Genomic DNA, 16,456 nt, shown 5'->3' with positions numbered 1-16,456 from the left:
GGTCTGCCCCTCATGCCTGCACCAGCGGGCCAGGGTTTTTGAGATAGGTTTCGCGGATGGCCTTGGCCGACCAATAGGTGAGCGCCGCGACCGTCCCTGTCGGGTTATAGCCCAGGCCCTGCGGGAAGGCAGATGATCCGACAACGAAGAGGTTGGAGACGTCCCAGCTTTGCAGATAGCGGTTGACGGCGCTGGTCTTGGGATTGTCACCCATGATGACGCCGCCGCCCATATGCGTGGTCTGGTAATGGGTCATATCGAAATGCTGGCCCGGTTTCTTGACCGAGACCTTCATCGCCTTCGGGTTCATCGCCTCGGCGATCTTCTTCATCTTGTCGACCGTGAAGGCCGCCATCTTATAGTCGTTGTCATGCCAATCGAAGGTCAGGCGCAGCAGCGGGCGGCCCAGATAGTCCTTATAGGTCGGGTCGAGATCGAGAAAATTGGCGCGGTTGGACATATTGGTGCCATGCGCGTTCATCGAGACGACATGGGTGAAGTTCTCCTTCACCGCCTTCTTCCAGCCCGAGCCCCATTCCGGCGTGCCGTCCGGCAGCGGGCCGCCGCCGATGGCCTTGGTGCCGGCCTGATTGACCCAGAAGGGCGCGCCGCCGACGAAGCCGAGCGGGCCGTGGTCGAAATGGTCGCTGTTGAAGTCATCGACCGCGACGCCATTGCCGCCCGCCCCGATGAAGGGATTGGTATAGGTCTTGTCGTCAAAGAAGGTCGCGATGCTGTTCTCGTTCTGATAGGCGAAGTTCTTGCCGATAACGCCTTCGCCCGTTGACGGGTCATAGGGCGTGCCGATCTTCGACAGCAGCAGCATATAGGCGTTGTTATAGGCGAAGGTGCCGAGGATCACGAGATCGGCCGGCTGCGTCACGCGGTTGCCGGCGGCATCGACATACAGCACGCCGGTCGCTTTCTTGCCTGTGCTGTCGGTCAGGATCTGCACGACGTCGCATTCTGCGCGCAGCTCGAAATGCGGTACCTGCCGCAGCGCGGGCAGGATGTTCACATTCGGCGAGGCCTTGGAATAATTGTAGCAGGCATAGCCCGAGCAGAAGCCGCAGAAGGTGCAAGGCCCCATCTGGCAGCCATAGGGATTGGTATAGGCCTGCGACGCATTGGCGGACGGGATATCGAAGGGATGATAGCCGACCTCGGCGGCGGCCTTGCCGAAGAGCGTCGCCGAATAGGTGTTCTTCATCGGCGGCAGGGGGAAAGGCGTCGAGCGATCGGCGTCGAAAGGATTGCCGGCGCCGACGATCTCACCATTGACCTTATAGGCCTGACCGGACGTGCCGAAGACCTTCTCGGCGAAGGTGAAATGCGGCTCCAGCTCCTCATAGGTCACGCCCCAATCCTGGATCGTGATGTCTTCGGGGATGAAGTTCTTGCCGTAACGCTCCTCGTAACGGCTGCGCAGGCGCAGTTCCTCCGGCGTGATGCGCCAATGGCAGCCGGACCAATGCAGGCCGGCGCCACCCACGCCCGTGCCGGGCAGGAAGGCCGCCAGCTGGCGATAGGGGACCGCCTCGTCATTGGCGGTGTAGCGGATGCTCAACGTGGTCTTGGCCAGGCGCTGGAACAATTCGCTGCGGCTGTTATGCGTCAGTTCGTCGATGGAGGACGGATAGGCGCCTTCGGGATAGGTGTCGCGATTGGGGCCACGCTCCAAAGCGACGACTTTCAGCCCCGCCTCCGTCAGTTCCTTGGCCATGATCGCGCCGGTCCAGCCGAAGCCGATGATGACGGCGTCGGTGTGTTTCATCGTAATGTCGCGCATGGGTCAGGCCCCGAGGTCGGTGATTGAAACAGGACCAAAGGGGTATTTGGCGCCGTAGCGATCCACCCAGTCCGTGAAATCGGCGCGCGCGCCGGGATAGCCGATCATCTTCCAGGCGGCCATGCCGCGATTGCCGCCATGGATGGGATCGCTGAAATAGCCTTCCTTAGTATTGGTCAGGAACTGGCCGAACAGCATGGAGGCCGGCACCGGCGCCATGGCCAGCGCCTTCTTCTGCATCGCGGTGATGACCGTATCGCGCTCGCCGGCAGTCATGTCGGTGAAACGCTTGCCGTATTTGGCCTGGATGGCGGTTTCGGCGGCGGCGATGCCCTGGCGGTAGATTTCGCGCGGCGGCAGGCCGAGTTGATTACCGAAGGTCGCCGGCGCCTGCCGGAAGGGCGGATGCATGTACCACAGGCCGCCATGGCCGTAGGTGGTGTTCATCTGAAGATCGATGAAGTTCGGCACATCAAGTTCGACGGCGCCGGGGCCTTCTTCGTCTGCCGGGATCAGGCGATCGACGAAGGCGGTGACAAAGGCGAATTCATCGGCGGTGAAGAAGCTCGGCGCATAGCCTGACGGCCCGCCATCAGCGGCCTGGGCAAGCCCCGCCAAAGCGGTTCCCGCCAAAGTCATGGCCGGGATCATGGCAACGGTTTTGAGAAGGAAAGCCCGTCGGGACGAACCCGGTGGAGAAATCGGCATAGGGGGAGCCTCTTCGCCTCAAGAACGATGAAATCCGTGATTTCTTGGAGTTTCCCTTACAGTTTTGTCACCTAACCGGGTTTCCATTACCTGTCTAAGTCATAATTTGACTTGATCAATTCAAACATTGGATCAATAACGCGCGCCATATTTTATTGCGCGGAGCGGGGCTCTCGAAGTCCTGATGATCCGTGTGGCGGAGCGAAAATGTTCGAGTTGAACCAATTGCGCTGTTTCCTGGCTGTTGCCGAGGAATTGCATTTCGGCCGTGCAGCGCAGCGCCTGAACATGACGCAGCCGCCGCTCAGCCGGCAGATCAGAATTCTGGAAACCGCAATCGACGTAAAACTGCTGGAGCGCACCAGCCGGTCCGTCCGGCTGACCTCGGCCGGTCGCAGTTTCATGAAAGAGGCGCGTCAGATCATCAGACTTGCGGATAGCGCCGTCCGGTCGGCGCGGCTGATGTCACAGGGCGTGTCCGGCACCATCACCGTCGGCTTCACGCAAGGGTCCAGCTATCGCTTTCTGCCCCAGCTTGCCTATCTCGCCAGGAACGATTTGCCGGACGTCAAAATCACCCTGAACGAATTGCCGACGGCCGCGCAGATCGAAGCGCTGCGCTACAATAGAATTGATCTGGCAATCGTCCAGGCGCCCTTCGATCGCACGGGGATGGATGTCTGCCGCGTCATCAGAGAACCGTTCATTTTGGCCGCGCATGCCGATCACCCTCTGGCGACCGGCCCGACGCCAAGACTACGCTATCTGACGGATCAGGATCTGATCATGTATGCGGCCGACAGCAATCCCTATCTGCATGGGCGCGTCAGCGAAGTTCTGTCACGCGCGGAAGTTGCTCCGCGCATCGTCCAATATGTTGGCCAGACGCACACGATGGTCAGTCTTGTCGGTGTCGGGCTTGGACTGGCGATCGTTCCCTACTCCACCCAGAAACTGAGGGCGCAGGACGTCGTTTTCCGCAATTTCGAGGAGGAGCCTGAAACCCAGGCCGAGTTACATACCGCCTGGCTGAGCGACAACGACAATCCTGCCTTCCGTCACCTGCGGCGATTGATCCTGGAGCGTTTCGCCATTCTGTGAATGACGCGGCAGGTACAGCGGTTAGCGCGACAGCAGCGACGCGGTACCCAGATAGCCGACGGCGGTGACGATCAGGCAAATGACAACGGAGAGCGCGACATTCGCGAAGGCCGCCGCCGCACGCCCTTCCCGCAGCAATTCAAATGTCTGCAAGCTGAAGGATGAGAAGGTCGTGAAACCGCCGCAGATGCCGACCATGAGGAAGACGCGGAGTTCTGGGCCGACGATCGAGCGGCTGGACGGCAGCGCCGTCGCCGCCACGATGCCGATAACGGCCGAGCCCAGGATATTGATGATCAGCGTTCCCAAGGGAAAGCCGAAGCCCAGCGTGCGGCCGACGAAAAGGCCGAGCCAGGCGCGGCCGACGGTGCCCAAGGCACCGCCCGCTGCCACCAAAAGATAGGTCGTCGCGTTCATATCGCCGACCTTCTTCGATCAGGCCGGCAGATGCTCGGCGATATAAGGCGGCAGTTGGAAGGCCGAGAAATGCACTTCCGGCGTCCAGTAGCGGGTGTTGCCCAAAATGCCCGCCGTCTCGGCCCGCGCACGGATGGTTGACACATCGACCGTAGCGGTACCGGGCTGCTTGCCGGCCCAGCCCAGCGTCATGAAGCCTCCCACATAGGTCGGCACGGCCGCGACATAGGCGCCGACATGCGGAAAGAACTGGCGGCGGCGCAGGCTGGTTTCACGCAGCTCGTCGGCCTGCATGAAGGGCACGCCGCACTGATTCACGATCAGGCCGCCTTCCGTCAGGATGCGGGCGCTGTTCTGATAGAATTCATCGGTGAACAGAACCTCGCCGACGCCGATCGGATCGGTGGAATCGACAATGATGACGTCGAAGCTCGCATCCGGCGCACGCCGCACATAGTCGATGCCGTCACCGATGATCACTTCGCCGCGCGGATTGGTCCAGGCGTCGCCCGCGATCGAGGGCAGAAATTCCTTCGACAGGCGCACGACTTCGCCGTCGATCTCGCACATCACAGCCTTTTCGACGGTGCTGTGTTCCAGCACACGGCGCAGCACGCCGCCGTCACCGGCGCCGATGATGAGCACGCGCTTCGCATTGCCATGCGCGAGCAAAGGCACATGCGTCAGCATTTCCTGATAGACGAATTCATCGCCTTCGGTGATCTGGATAGCGCCGTCCAGCACCAGCACGCGGCCGTGGGATTCGCTTTCGAAGACCACGATGTCCTGAAAGTCGCTTTGCACACGCGCCAATTCGCGCGTGACGCGAAAACGCTGGCCCCAACCGGGGTACAGGGTCTCGTTCAGCCAGCTGTCAGTTGCCATGCCGGGGCTCCAGGTCGATAGGCGCTGGCCCGCCCGCCATGCGTATCATGGCGAACGGGACGGCCTGGTATTCGGTAGGGAGAGAGAGAGGCGTAGAAAGACTTATTCGCCGCGGCTGCCGCGGCGCTGCTCGTCCAGGTCAATGCGCGACGGCGAGAAGGCCGCTTCCAGCACCGGAATGCCGCGATTGGGGTCGCAGTCGCCGCACATGAACATGTCGATGGCAGCGAAGTTCTTCTCAGGCCAGGTGTGGATGGAGATATGGCTCTCCGCCAGCACCAGCACGCCGGACACGCCGCCGTTGGGCGAGAAGTGATGGAAGTGCGAATGCAGGATCGTCGCACCGGAAACCGTCGCGGCTTCGCGCAGCGCACGGTCGATATGATCCGGTTCGGCGAGGTTGCTCGCTCCCCAAAGATCGACCAGTAGATGGACGCCAGCAAAGCGCTGCCCGTCGCGTTCGATCCAATAATCCTTCTGCTCTTCAGCCTGATCGGCCGTTGCAGACGTCTGGTTCTCGCTCGGGAAATCCGAGACCATCCCCAGTCGGGCAAGTGCGTTCATGCGCATGCTCCCTCAACCAGTAGACGGCCTGTTGGACATGCCACCGTAGCATGTCCCCTGGGGCCAAGGCGGCGGGTTATGGGGTCCACAGCCCCCGGGCGCAAGTGAAATTATGGCTCATGCCCTCCCCCGGCTATGCGCTGGGGGAAGGAAGCTGTGCATTATGCGGGGGCCGCATCAATTTTCTAGCAGAAACCCCCGGATGGCGGAGATGGTTTTGTCATCCATCAGGGACGGCGCGTGGCCGATTTCGGGCAGAACCAGACTGCGCGATCCGGCTTTCTCCATCGCCGCCAGCGTCTCCGGCAAAAGGAGATCGCTCAACGCGCCACGGATCGTGAAAGTCGGTATCGTGATCTTTTCCCAGAACATGCTCAGGTCAACGTCGGCGGCGGGCTGCCCGTTAAAGGCCTCGCCGATCGCTGGGTCGTAGTGAAGCGTGATGCCGCCTTCCGCCAGGTCACGGCCGGAATGCTCCGCCATCTCGGCCCAGCCGTCATCGTCCGGCACGCCGAAGGAAGCATGGATGACGCGCAGCAACGCTTCCAGCGCGCCCCTGTCAGGCAAAACAGGCGCCGGCTGCATGTAGTGCTGGATGCGCGCGATGGCCGCCGCCGGGATGAAGGGACCGACATCGTTCAGCACCAGTTTGGTCAGCGGCGTCTTGCCTTGCGCCGCCAGGATCATGCCGCAGATGCCGCCCAAGGAAGTACCAACCCAATGCACAGCCGGCGGCAGGGTGGCCAGCAAGGCGGCCAGCGCGGTCACATAGGTCAGCGGCTGATAGAAATCCGGCCCGGCCAGCCAGTCCGACCGGCCGCGACCCGGCAGGTCCGGGCAAAGAACATAAAAATCGGATGCCAAGGCCCGCGCCAGCCGGTCGAAATCCCGCCCCTGGCGGGTCAGCCCATGGACACAGACGACGGGCGGGCGATCCGGCTCTCCCCAAGCCACATAGGCCATGTCATGAAAGCCATCAGCGAGGAGATAGCGCAGGGTCTTCTGGCGCGGCTGCATGGAAAGCCTCCTGTGATCCGTCTGGTTCCGGCACCTGGCGGCGCCTGTCATGAAGACTGCGCTTGAATCTTCTGCGACACTCATGAACCTGACAAGCGGCCGCTTTCAACCACGGGGACCGAGACCATCGCTCAGAACGCGCCCAGGGCCAAAAAGCCAGGCAAACCCCGTCGTATCAGCCTTCTGCCGCGCCGCTGGCGACGCCGGCTGGCATGGGCCGGAGCCGTCGTCGGATTGCTGGTGGTGGGTCTGGCCGCGCTGATCTGGCGTATTCTGCCGCCGCAGGACGACACGCTGCAACTGGCCGCCGTCACCGACCCGGTCGGCGTCACCTTCGACAGCAACGACATTCCCTTCATCCGCGCGGGGTCGGATACCGATGCGGCGGCGGCGCTCGGCTATATCCACGCCCGCGACCGTTTCTTTCAAATGGATCTGATGCGCCGGGCCGCTGGCGGCGATCTGGCGCAATTGCTCGGGGCCGCCGCCCTCCCGAATGACCGCGAAATGCGGATGCTGGGCATCCGCGCCAGCGCCGAAGCCGATCTGCGCGACCTCTCGCCCAAGGCCAAGGCGGAGCTTCAGGCCTATGCGGATGGCGTGAATGCCTGGCTGCAAAAGCGCGGCCGCTTCACCGCGCCGGAATATTTGCTCCTCGGCAAGCCGGCGCCCTGGACGGTGGTCGACAGCCTGCTCTGGGGCAAGACCATGGGCCTGTGGCTTTCGGGCAATTGGCGCACCGAACTGGCCCGGCTCGCACTGTCCGGCAAGCTGCCGCAGGACAAGATCGAGTCCCTTTGGCCGGCGGCCAGTGCCGCCGTGCCGCCAGCCGATCAGGCGCTGGCAGGCCCAGCCTATCCGGTGTCTGTCACCAAGCTCGCGGCCAATGCGCTGAGCCAGATCCGGCAGTTCCCAGCCCCCTTCACGCTGCCGGCCCAGGCGTCGAACGAATGGGCCGTCTCTGGCGCGCATACCGATACCGGCCAGCCTTTGCTGGCGGGCGACCCGCATCTGGCCTTCGGCTTTCCCGGCATCTGGTATCTGGCGCGGATCGACACGCCCAGCGGCATGCTGGCCGGCGCCACCGTACCCGGCCTGCCCTTCGTGCTGATCGGCCATAACGACCATGTCGCCTGGACCTTCACCGATGCGGGTGGGGACACGCAGGACATTTTCATCGAACACGTGACGGCGGACGGGCAGCATTACGAGACACCCGGCGGGCCGCAGCCCTTCGGCCATCGCCGCGAGGTCATTCATGTGCGTGGCGCGGCCGATGTGGTGATGGACGTGCTGACGACCCGCCACGGGCCGGTGATTGCAGACGACCCTGCCGCCCATACGGTGCTGGCGGTGGATATGGGCAATCTTGCCCCGCATGACACCGACGCCGACGGTCTGCTGATGCTGGACCATGCCAGTCGCGTCGCGGATGTCGGGCGCGCGGCGCCGCAGATCACCAGCCCGGTGATGAATCTGATGGCGGTCGATACCGGCGGCAATATCGCCCTCTATACAACGGGGCGCATTCCCCTCCGCCGCGCCGGCGACGGCGCCTGGCCGCAGGACGGCGCGGACGGCGCGCATGACTGGACCGGCTGGGCGGCCGGCGAAGCCTTGCCCCATAGCGTCAATCCGCCCTCGGGCGTGCTGGTCAATGCCAATGAGCCGACGGTGCGCCCCGGCTTTCCGGTCAATATCAGCCGTGACGTCTATGGCGACTGGCGCAGCACCCGCATCCGCGACTTGCTGGCGGCGCAGCGCCCGCAGACCCTCGCCCGTTTTGCCGGCATGCAGATGGATGTGGTCAGCGACTATGCGCGCCGATTGCTGCCCGTGCTGACCGGCGTGACGGTGCCGGCCGATGACCCGGCCGCCAAGGCCCTCGGCCTGCTGCATCATTGGGACGGCAGCATGACGCGCGATCTGCCGCAGCCGCTGATCTTCAATGCCTGGATTCATGATTTCGGCAATGCGGTGCTGACGGCCGGCGGCGTGGACCCGGATAGTGCGCCGGTGCTGATGGACAGTTTCGTCCAGTCATTGCTGCTGCCCCCGCCGGCCGGCACCCCACCGGGCCATAGCGCGGCCGATCTATGGTGCCAGAGCGATTGCAGGCCGCTGCTGCACCAGTCGCTGGAACATGCGGTCGCCGATCTCAAGCATTTCTACGGCACCGACGCGGATGACTGGCGCTGGGGCAATGTGCATGCCGCGCTCTTCGCGCATCCCGTGCTGGCCCGGCTGCCGCTGCTGGGCTTTCTGGGCCGGACGATGATTTCGGTGGGCGGTGACGCAAGCACCATCAATGTCGCGGCCCCTGGCTTCGGCCCGCGCCGGCAGGAATTCACCGCCGTGCAAGGGCCGGAACTGCGCGGGGTCTATGACATCGCCAATCTGGACCGCAGTCTTTTCGTCATCGCGCCGGGTCAGTCCGGCGATATCCTGGACCCCCATGCTTTCGATTTCCTGCAACGCTGGCGCGCGGGCGGCCGCGTGCAACTCGGACCGGAACCGAATGTTGTTTCCCGCCAGATCAGGATCATGCCACAGTCGCATTCGTGACAACGATCAACGCCATGCCGATCGACGATGACAGCCTGACCTGGGGCGTGCCCAGCCGCCGGGTCGGCGCGTTCATCGCCGACAGCCTTCTGATCATGCTTCTGACGCTCAGCCTTTCCGTCAGTTTCGCCGTCATCCATGTCATGAGCCTGGGGCTTCTGCATGGACCGGCGCATCTCGTCCTGATCGTCGGACTGATCTACGAGGCCTGTTTCATGGCGAGCCCCGCTATGGCCACTCCAGGCCAGATGCTCGCCGGGCTTCAGACCCGCCGCGCGGACGATCTTGGCCGGCCGACGCTGCTGCAAGGCATCGCCTTTACGGTGTTGCTGTATCTGACGTTGCTGGCCGGTGTGATTTGGCTGGGTATCGCTTTTTTTACCCATCGCCGCCGGACCATCCATGACATGATCTCAGGACTCGTCGTCGTGCGCGCCGGTGCGGTGGCACCGCGCCGCTGGTGACGAAGATGCTGTGTGACAAGGGCCTGAGACAGCGTGACGCCTGAGGCGGGAGGCTTAAAGCGGCGATGAACTACCGGACGATCCGCCGACCGAATTTCTTCTACACGACCGCGCCTTTGCCCTGCCCCTATCTGCCGGGGCGCACTGAACGCAAGGTGGTGACGGAACTTACCGGCCCCGATTCGGAAGCCTTGCATGATCGGCTGTCCCGCGCCGGCTTTCGCCGCAGCCACAACATCGCCTATGCGCCGGTATGCCCGAGCTGCAAGGCCTGCGTGCCAATCCGGATTCCTGTAAACCTGTTCGAGCCTGATCGCGGGCTGCGCCGCATTGCGCGCGTCAATTTGGCGCTGACCGGCCGCGAGGTACCGGCCATCGCGACGGTGGAGCAGTTCCAGCTATTCCAGCGCTACCAGCGTGCGCGACATGGCGACGGCGATATGGCGGCGATGAGCTTCTACGATTACCGCGCCATGGTGGAAGATACGCCGATCGAAACTTTTCTGACGGAGTTTCGCGATCCGGCCCAGCGCCTGGTCGGCTGCTGCCTGGTGGACAAATTGGGAGACGGGCTCTCGGCCGTTTACAGCTTCTATGAAGCGGACGGAGCCTTCAAATCGCTCGGCACCTTCACGATACTCAATCTTGTGCATCAGGCGCGGGCGATGGGCCTGCCCTATGTCTATCTGGGCTATTGGGTCGCTGAGAGTCGCAAGATGGCCTATAAGACGCGCTTTCAGCCGTGCGAAATTCTGTCCGGGGGCGCCTGGCGCCCGATGCTGGCGGATGGCTCGGTGACAGAGATGCCGGACGCGGTTCAGTTCAGCGAAGCGGTTTCAAGCATTCTGCCTGCGGAAACCGAGATTTCTGAGGGTTAGTGTTTATCAGACTGTCGCGGGACCGCCCGTGACAGACGTCATCCCGGCTTTGAGCCGGGATCTTCTTATCTGGGCGTCGGCAAAAGAAGATCCCCGTGACAAGCACGGGGATGACGTTGTTTCAGCTCCAGCGGCGGATCGCGCGGCGGTAGCGGGGCTCGGGTTCGGCCGTGAACGGGCTGGACGGCGAATGCAGCAGATAGCCCGCCAGATAGCCGATGGCGGCCACGCCGATCAGGCTCAGCAGAGGCTGCTCCTTCACCGTGCTGGCGATGGTCTGACCGGCCGAGGAACCGGCCTCATAGACCTTGCTGCCGACCTGGCTGGCAGTCGCTTTCACGCTCTCCGCCGTGTCGCGGAACTTGCCGGGTGCATGGCTTGCGGCCTCGGAAACGGCCTCGGCAGCGGTTGCCGCTGCGGAATCGATCGCATCGCGAGCGTCGCCCCAGGTCTGCTGGGCGCGGCCGGCAAACTGATCGACCTTGCCCTCGGCTTCCGTCTTGGCATCGCCCGTCAGGTTACCGATACCTTCCTTGATGGTACCTTTCGCTTCGGAAAAGGCACCTTCGACGTGGTCCTGATTCATAGTGCAGCCCCTTCTTCCAGTTGCATTGCCATGCCCGTCACACCGGCATGGCCCATTGCAAACTAGATGGGGGCGATTTGCGCGGAGAGAACTCCCTCCGCGCATTAAAGCCCGTTTAGCGATTAATAACCGTAACCCGTGACGATGCCGTTGCCTTTGGACGTCATGCACTGCGCATAGGCGTTGTTGTAGATCTGCTGTAGGCCCTGGCCGGCCCGCTGGGTCTGGCCAGCGCCGACGGCCGAACCGCCGAGCAGACCGGCACCTGCGCCGATCGCCGCACCCATGCCCGCATTGCCTGCCGCCGCGCCCAGCAGCGCGCCGGCCGCCGCGCCGATGCCGGTGCCGACAGCCGCCGTTACCACACCGTTCTGCTGCGTCTTCTGCGTCGCCGCCGGATAGGCGACGGCCTGCTGCGCATAGTTGCGGCAGCTGTAATCCTCGTTCTGGAACAGGGTCAGATTTTTGCCCGCAGGCGGGACGGAGGTGATGGTGGGGCCGGTCGGCGTCGGTGCCGCGCAGCCGGCGAGCAGCGCCACCGCAGTCACAGGCACCGCGAAGCGCATAAGGTTAAGCCGTTTCATCTGTCGTCTCCCTGAAGGCCGTGCCGCAAATTGGCTGTGTCTGAAAACCAGATCAACCTATTCATTGTAAAACACATTAACACATCATATCGCTGGCCGCGCCGTCTTTGCCGGCCGGCCAATGACGACCGCTCATGCCGGACGGCGCGCCCGCAGGGCGGTGGACAGCGTGCCGTCATCCAGCACTTCCAGCGCCCCGCCGATCGGCACGCCCTGCGCGACCCGGCTGACGGTGACGCCACTTGCCGCCAGACGATCCGCCAGGAAATGCGCGGTCGCCGCACCGTCCACGGTCGCGCCCAGCGCCAGGATGACCTCCTGCACCGACCCATCGGCGACGCGCGACAATAAAGCCGGAATGGTGAGATCCTCGGGACCGACGCCGCCCAAAGGCGACAGCACGCCGCCCAGTACGTGATAGAGGCCGCGATGGGCCGATGCGCGCTCGATGGCCCAGAGATCGCCGATCCCTTCCACGACGCAGATCAGGCTGTGGTCCCGATGCCGGTCCGAGCAGATGGCGCAAGGGTTCTGCGCATCCAGATTGCCGCAGATGCGGCAGACGCGGACGGCGCCGGCGGCATCGACCAAGGCCTGGGCCAGCGGTAGCATCCGCGTTTCCGGCTGCTGCAACAATTTCAGCGCGGCCCGGCGCGCGCTGCGCGGCCCCAGGCCCGGCAGGCGCGACAACAGCCCGATCAGCCGCTCGACTTCAGGACCACCCACGCGACGGGTCTTACAGGCCGGTGGCTTAGAAAGGCAGCTTCATGCCGCCCGGCAGCTGCAATCCGCCGGTCGCTTTCTGCATCTCTTCCGCCGCCATCGCCTCGACCTTGCGGCGCGCATCGGCATGGGCTGCCAGGATGAGGTCTTCCAGCATTTCCATCTCGTTCGGATCGGCGAGCTTCTGGTCGATCTTGATGCGCTTGAGATCGCCCTTGCCGCTGAGCACGACGGTGATCATGCCGGCACCGGCCTGGCCTTCGACTTCGGCGGTTTCAAGCGCGGACTGCATGTCCTGCATCTTCTGCTGCATCTGGGAGGCCTGCTTCATCAGGCCGGCGAGGTTCTTCATCACTCAATCTCCATGTCGGTATCGTCCATCGGCTCCGCATCCGGCGGCGCGAAATCGGGCAGGTCGTCGGGCAGCAAGGCGCCCGGCCCGTTATCCTCCCCGGCATCGGCTTCCGCATCATCCGTCTGCGGCAAGGGCGGCAGGCGGTATTCGTCGGCCATCGGGTCGCGCACGCCTTCAAGCCTGGCCCCCGGAAAGGCGTCCATGATGGCGAGCACCAGGGGATGCCGAGACGCCTCGGTCTCCCGCTGATTGTCGGCCGCCGTGCGCTGCTCGTCGATGGTGGGGTCGCCGTCCCCCGTCGAGATGGCGATGGTCCAGCGCTGGCCGGTCGCATCCTGCAACAAAGCCGCAAGCTTAGCCGAGACGTCGCGCGGGGCATCCGGCTTCGGCCGGATTTCGATCACGGGGGCGGCGAAACGGACCAGATGCACGGAATGCAGAAGATGGCCGTAGAGCTGCATCTCCTTCAGCTCCCGCACCAGAGAGATGACTTCGCGGAAGCTGGCCGGCATGGCCACGAAAGGCGCGGGTTCCGGCATCTCCGGCAGGGCCATCGCCTGCGGCGCGGCCGCGGGCATCACATCCATGGGCGCGGCATCCGGCACGGCGCGCAGCATGGCCATGCCGCCACCACCCCCCATGACGGCACGCGGGCCGCAATCGCCGCCCGCAGGCAGGCCGGGGATCGGCGACGACGAGCGCGGCATGTCTCCGCCGCCCGTCAGGCGCTTCACCAGATCGCCGGGTCCGGGCAGATCGGACAGGAAGCAGAGGCGGATCAGCACCATCTCGGCCGCCGCACGGCGGTCCGGCGCCTGTTCCACCTCGGCCACGCCTTTCAGCAGCATCTGCCAGGCCCGGCCGAGGACAGGGATAGACAGGCGATCGGCGAGGTCCGCGCCGCGCCCGCGCAGGATCTGCGGCAGGTCGGGGCTGTTCCGCAGGGTGGGCGAGGCCTTCAACCGGCTGAGATTATGGGTGAGCGACAGCAGATCCTGCAACACCAGCCCGGCATCGGCGCCGCGCTCATGCGCCTGGTCCAGCGCCGCCAGCACGGCAGCGGCCTCGCCGGTCATGATCCGCTCGAACAGGTCGAAAACCAGACCCTGATCGGCCAGGCCCAGCATATCGGCGACCGCCTCGGCGGTAATCGGCCCATCCTGCACCGCGCCCATGACGATCGCCTGATCGAGCAGGGACAGGCCGTCTCGCACCGAGCCGTCGGCCGCGCGGGCGATGATCTCCAAGGCCTCGGGTGAAACGGAGACGCCTTCGGCTTCGGCGATGCGGCCGAAATGGGCAGTGAGTTCGGTGGTGGAGATACGGCGAAGGTCGAATTTCTGGCAGCGCGACAGAACCGTGATCGGCACCTTGCGCAATTCGGTCGTCGCGAAGACGAATTTCACATGCGGCGGCGGCTCTTCCAGCGTCTTCAGCAACGCGTTGAAGGCATTGCGCGACAGCATATGCACTTCGTCGATGATGAAGACCTTCACCCGCGCTTCCATCGGGCGGAAGCGCGTCGCCTCGATGATTTCACGCACGTCATCGACGCCGGTGCGGCTGGCGGCATCCATCTCCACCACATCCGGATGGCGGTCGGCCATGATCGCCCGGCAATTGGAGCAGACACCGCATGGGTCGGCCGTCGGGCCGCCCTGCCCGTCCGCGCCGGTGCAGTTGAGGCAGCGGGCGATGATGCGGGCGGTGGTGGTTTTGCCGGTGCCGCGCACGCCCGTCAGCATGAAGGCATGGGCGATGCGCCCGGTCGCGAAGGCGCGCCGCAGGATGCGCACCATGGCGTCCTGGCCGATCAGATCCTCGAAGCGACTCGGGCGATAGGCGCGGGCCAGAACACGGTAGGGTGCCGCCTGCGCCGGCGCGGTCGACGGCGGCACAGCGGGTTGCGGCGGCTCATCGCCGAACAGGCCGGGGCCGGTGGCGGGCGGTTCCGGCAGCAGGTCTTCGGAAGTGGGATCGGTTTCGGTCACGCGACCTTCTAGACGATAGGACGACGGCCAAAGCAAGTGCCGAAGCATGGCACCCGACACACGGGTCTGAAGACGATCACGATTTCGGGAAAAGCGGGGGGCCGGACACCGACCCGAGCGGAACTCGTTGCGGCTGCTTCCTTCCGGACCTGACCGGGTTGGCAAGGCGCTCGTCCGTTGCCGACCCCCCTGACGCGGTTCTCTAGCCGCCAGGGCAGGCTTCGCGCAAGCGTCATGACGACTTGTCCGGTCGCCTGTGCCATGCGACGAACGCTTGTGCCCCAGACATCGCCCTTCTCCCGCATCCATCCCTCCCGCCCCAATGTCTATACGGGCAGCCCGCTCGACCGAGCCGCCGAGAGACGGGGCGACGATGACTATATCGCGTCGCTTCTTGCCTCATCCCAGGCGGTGGTCGCCCCCATCTGGCGAGCGCAGAGCCTGTTTCATGGGGAGGCCGTGCGCTTCTTCTCGCCCGCCGATACGGTGGGCTGGGGCATTACCGACCAGCATTGGATTTTTCTGGGCCTGTGGCAGGAAAAGCCCGTCTTCACGCTCGACCTGCATCATCTTGAAGACCCGCTGACGGTTCTTGCAGTGCCGGACGGCACCTTTGGCGACATCCGCCATCACGGCGGTTTGCTGACGCCGGACGAAGCCTCGATTCTCGCCCATGCGCGCGGGCTGGTGCATTGGCAAAGCCGCACCCGTTTCTGCGGCGTGTGCGGCAGTGCCTGCGTGCCGACCAGCGCCGGGCATGTCATGCATTGCAAGGGCTGCGGCACCGATCATTTCCCGCGCTCGGACCCCGCCGTGATCATGCTGGTGGTCAAGGACGACCGCGTGCTGCTGGGCCATGCCTCCCGCTTCAAGGAGGGCATGTATTCGACCCTCGCCGGCTTCGTGGAGCCGGGCGAAAGCCTAGAGGAAGCCGTGCGGCGCGAAGTTTTTGAGGAAACGGGCGTGCGCGTCGGCGCTGTCGGCTATCATTCCAGCCAACCCTGGCCCTTTCCGCAATCGCTGATGCTCGGCTTCTATGCCGAGGGGCTTTCGGAAGAGATCACCTTCCATGATGCCGAACTGGACGATGCACGGTGGTTCAGCCGCGATATGTGCCGGAATCCGGACGCGCATGGGTTCCTTCTGCCGGGGCCGGACAGCATTGCCCGCCGCCTGATCGAGGATTGGCTGGCGGCCGGCGCCTGACCTAGCGCCGCCAGCGCAAGCGGCTGAGCAGGCGGATGCGGATGGCGGCAAGGCGGCGGCCACTGTGGCGCGCGCCTGGTTCCAACGGGCGCGCCAAAAGCGTCGCCCGCACGCGCCGCATGGCCCGACGCAATTGTGACAAAGGGTGACGCATGCGCCCCATCGCCCAGTCGCGCGCTGCCTCAACCTTGCCATGCACCCATGCGAACCATCTGATCGTCATCAGGGCAGGACGGCAGGCTTGATAAATCCACAAGGCGATCAGCAGACCCACGCCCTTGACCAGGACGGCGACCAGGGTCGCCGCCAAAAGCTTGCGATGCGCCAGCAGATAGGCGGCGTAGAAGCCGCCGATATGGCTCATCGCTTCCGGGATGATGAACAGCGGCAAGATAGCCCAGGGCGGCAGCCGGCCAATCGTGAGCTCCAGCATCCGCACGGGTTTCCAGCGGCGCAGCACACGCGCGCCGGCCTGGAGGCCGATCTCGAAAGCGACGAGCAGCAGAGCCAGAGGAAGAAGCACGCCATCCCGCAGCCGACGCCCGAAAGAACGGCGCCCAGGAGATCGCAGCGACCGCGCGACCGGCGGCTTCGTTTTTGTCATCCGTCTCCTATAGCCGTAA

At 64.4% G+C, this 16,456-nt stretch carries 17 protein-coding genes and 1 other RNA gene; 5 read left to right on the top strand and 13 right to left on the bottom strand.

Features of this window, described 5'->3' with window-relative positions; genetic code table 11:
• Positions 1-10: 10 nt before the first annotated feature.
• The gene (locus ASILVAE211_RS02805; RefSeq protein ID WP_227319753.1) at positions 11-1,789 is read right to left on the bottom strand and encodes a GMC family oxidoreductase; all 1,779 of its coding nucleotides are present in this window, start codon (positions 1,787-1,789) and stop codon (positions 11-13) included.
• 3 nt (positions 1,790-1,792) lie between these two features.
• On the bottom strand, positions 1,793-2,428 hold the full coding sequence (locus ASILVAE211_RS02800; RefSeq protein WP_227319752.1) for a gluconate 2-dehydrogenase subunit 3 family protein: 636 nt from the start codon (positions 2,426-2,428) through the stop codon (positions 1,793-1,795).
• A gap of 276 nt (positions 2,429-2,704) precedes the next feature.
• Here ASILVAE211_RS02800 and ASILVAE211_RS02795 point away from each other — a divergent pair, with 276 nt between their 5' ends.
• Entirely contained in the window at positions 2,705-3,598 is an 894-nt protein-coding gene (locus tag ASILVAE211_RS02795; RefSeq protein ID WP_227319751.1) for a LysR family transcriptional regulator, read from the top strand.
• Between the two features lie 21 nt (positions 3,599-3,619).
• On the opposite strand, the gene crcB is transcribed toward ASILVAE211_RS02795, so the two are convergent.
• The 4 genes from crcB to ASILVAE211_RS02775 form a co-directional block, all read right to left on the bottom strand.
• Complete coding sequence (gene crcB / locus ASILVAE211_RS02790; RefSeq protein ID WP_227319750.1) at positions 3,620-4,015, bottom strand: fluoride efflux transporter CrcB; 396 nt, start codon at positions 4,013-4,015, stop codon at positions 3,620-3,622.
• Positions 4,016-4,033: 18 nt separating this feature from the next.
• A complete protein-coding gene (gene speE, locus ASILVAE211_RS02785; RefSeq protein ID WP_227319749.1) occupies positions 4,034-4,900 on the bottom strand; it encodes a polyamine aminopropyltransferase in 867 nt (288 codons plus the stop codon).
• Positions 4,901-5,002: 102 nt separating this feature from the next.
• Positions 5,003-5,464 carry an adenosylmethionine decarboxylase gene (gene speD / locus ASILVAE211_RS02780; RefSeq protein ID WP_227319748.1) on the bottom strand — a complete coding sequence of 154 codons (462 nt, stop codon included), beginning with the start codon at positions 5,462-5,464 and terminating at the stop codon, positions 5,003-5,005.
• Between the two features lie 177 nt (positions 5,465-5,641).
• The gene (locus ASILVAE211_RS02775; RefSeq protein ID WP_227319747.1) at positions 5,642-6,481 is read right to left on the bottom strand and encodes an alpha/beta fold hydrolase; all 840 of its coding nucleotides are present in this window, start codon (positions 6,479-6,481) and stop codon (positions 5,642-5,644) included.
• A gap of 240 nt (positions 6,482-6,721) precedes the next feature.
• Between ASILVAE211_RS02775 and ASILVAE211_RS02770 the strand changes: the two genes are divergently transcribed.
• The 3 genes from ASILVAE211_RS02770 (at position 6,722) to ASILVAE211_RS02760 (ending at position 10,388) form a co-directional block, all read left to right on the top strand.
• The gene (locus ASILVAE211_RS02770; protein WP_227320120.1) at positions 6,722-9,046 is read left to right on the top strand and encodes a penicillin acylase family protein; all 2,325 of its coding nucleotides are present in this window, start codon (positions 6,722-6,724) and stop codon (positions 9,044-9,046) included.
• On the top strand, positions 9,043-9,510 hold the full coding sequence (locus ASILVAE211_RS02765; protein ID WP_227319746.1) for an RDD family protein: 468 nt from the start codon (positions 9,043-9,045) through the stop codon (positions 9,508-9,510). Before ASILVAE211_RS02770 ends, ASILVAE211_RS02765 begins: the two co-directional genes overlap by 4 nt.
• Before the next feature lie 65 nt (positions 9,511-9,575).
• Positions 9,576-10,388, top strand: coding sequence for an arginyltransferase (locus ASILVAE211_RS02760; RefSeq protein WP_227319745.1), 813 nt, complete (start codon positions 9,576-9,578; stop codon positions 10,386-10,388).
• 121 nt (positions 10,389-10,509) lie between these two features.
• Here the strand turns inward: ASILVAE211_RS02760 and ASILVAE211_RS02755 are convergent, their stop codons facing one another.
• From ASILVAE211_RS02755 to ffs, 6 genes are all read right to left on the bottom strand, one after another.
• On the bottom strand, positions 10,510-10,974 hold the full coding sequence (locus ASILVAE211_RS02755; protein WP_227319744.1) for a CsbD family protein: 465 nt from the start codon (positions 10,972-10,974) through the stop codon (positions 10,510-10,512).
• Between the two features lie 122 nt (positions 10,975-11,096).
• Positions 11,097-11,558 (bottom strand): glycine zipper family protein, encoded by a 462-nt coding sequence (locus ASILVAE211_RS02750; RefSeq protein ID WP_227319743.1) that lies wholly within the window; start codon positions 11,556-11,558, stop codon positions 11,097-11,099.
• A 132-nt stretch (positions 11,559-11,690) separates the two neighbouring features.
• A complete protein-coding gene (recR, locus tag ASILVAE211_RS02745; RefSeq protein ID WP_227319742.1) occupies positions 11,691-12,284 on the bottom strand; it encodes a recombination mediator RecR in 594 nt (197 codons plus the stop codon).
• A gap of 25 nt (positions 12,285-12,309) precedes the next feature.
• Positions 12,310-12,633: a YbaB/EbfC family nucleoid-associated protein gene (locus ASILVAE211_RS02740; RefSeq protein ID WP_227319741.1), complete on the bottom strand. Its 324-nt coding sequence runs from the start codon at positions 12,631-12,633 to the stop codon at positions 12,310-12,312.
• Positions 12,633-14,627, bottom strand: a complete 1,995-nt coding sequence (locus ASILVAE211_RS02735; RefSeq protein ID WP_227319740.1) for a DNA polymerase III subunit gamma/tau — start codon at positions 14,625-14,627, stop codon at positions 12,633-12,635. The genes ASILVAE211_RS02740 and ASILVAE211_RS02735 overlap by 1 nt, the downstream gene beginning before the upstream one ends.
• Before the next feature lie 92 nt (positions 14,628-14,719).
• Positions 14,720-14,817: signal recognition particle sRNA small type (gene ffs / locus ASILVAE211_RS02730), an RNA gene on the bottom strand.
• Positions 14,818-14,888: 71 nt separating this feature from the next.
• Between ffs and nudC the strand changes: the two genes are divergently transcribed.
• Positions 14,889-15,833 (top strand): NAD(+) diphosphatase, encoded by a 945-nt coding sequence (gene nudC, locus ASILVAE211_RS02725; RefSeq protein WP_227319739.1) that lies wholly within the window; start codon positions 14,889-14,891, stop codon positions 15,831-15,833.
• A 1-nt stretch (position 15,834) separates the two neighbouring features.
• Here the strand turns inward: nudC and ASILVAE211_RS02720 are convergent, their stop codons facing one another.
• On the bottom strand, positions 15,835-16,437 hold the full coding sequence (locus ASILVAE211_RS02720) for a hypothetical protein (protein ID WP_227319738.1): 603 nt from the start codon (positions 16,435-16,437) through the stop codon (positions 15,835-15,837).
• Positions 16,438-16,456 lie beyond the last annotated feature (19 nt).

The sequence above is a fragment of the Acidisoma silvae genome (assembly GCF_020618775.1).
In the GTDB taxonomy this organism is placed as follows: domain Bacteria; phylum Pseudomonadota; class Alphaproteobacteria; order Acetobacterales; family Acetobacteraceae; genus Acidisoma; species Acidisoma silvae.
Note: the sequence above shows the minus strand (reverse complement) of the source record. Positions and strands in the feature narration are given on the sequence as shown.

Bases quoted from the DNA above. Each gene is read 5' to 3' on its own strand.
- ASILVAE211_RS02805 (WP_227319753.1), bottom strand. From the start codon at position 1,789: ATGCGCGACATTACGATGAAACACACCGACGCCGTCATCATCGGCTTC.
- ASILVAE211_RS02800 (WP_227319752.1), bottom strand. From the start codon at position 2,428: ATGACTTTGGCGGGAACCGCTTTGGCGGGGCTTGCCCAGGCCGCTGAT.
- ASILVAE211_RS02795 (WP_227319751.1), top strand. From the start codon at position 2,705: ATGTTCGAGTTGAACCAATTGCGCTGTTTCCTGGCTGTTGCCGAGGAA.
- crcB (WP_227319750.1), bottom strand. From the start codon at position 4,015: ATGAACGCGACGACCTATCTTTTGGTGGCAGCGGGCGGTGCCTTGGGC.
- speE (WP_227319749.1), bottom strand. From the start codon at position 4,900: ATGGCAACTGACAGCTGGCTGAACGAGACCCTGTACCCCGGTTGGGGC.
- speD (WP_227319748.1), bottom strand. From the start codon at position 5,464: ATGAACGCACTTGCCCGACTGGGGATGGTCTCGGATTTCCCGAGCGAG.
- ASILVAE211_RS02775 (WP_227319747.1), bottom strand. From the start codon at position 6,481: ATGCAGCCGCGCCAGAAGACCCTGCGCTATCTCCTCGCTGATGGCTTT.
- ASILVAE211_RS02760 (WP_227319745.1), top strand. From the start codon at position 9,576: ATGAACTACCGGACGATCCGCCGACCGAATTTCTTCTACACGACCGCG.
- ASILVAE211_RS02755 (WP_227319744.1), bottom strand. From the start codon at position 10,974: ATGAATCAGGACCACGTCGAAGGTGCCTTTTCCGAAGCGAAAGGTACC.
- ASILVAE211_RS02750 (WP_227319743.1), bottom strand. From the start codon at position 11,558: ATGAAACGGCTTAACCTTATGCGCTTCGCGGTGCCTGTGACTGCGGTG.
- ASILVAE211_RS02740 (WP_227319741.1), bottom strand. From the start codon at position 12,633: ATGAAGAACCTCGCCGGCCTGATGAAGCAGGCCTCCCAGATGCAGCAG.
- nudC (WP_227319739.1), top strand. From the start codon at position 14,889: ATGCGACGAACGCTTGTGCCCCAGACATCGCCCTTCTCCCGCATCCAT.
- ASILVAE211_RS02720 (WP_227319738.1), bottom strand. From the start codon at position 16,437: ATGACAAAAACGAAGCCGCCGGTCGCGCGGTCGCTGCGATCTCCTGGG.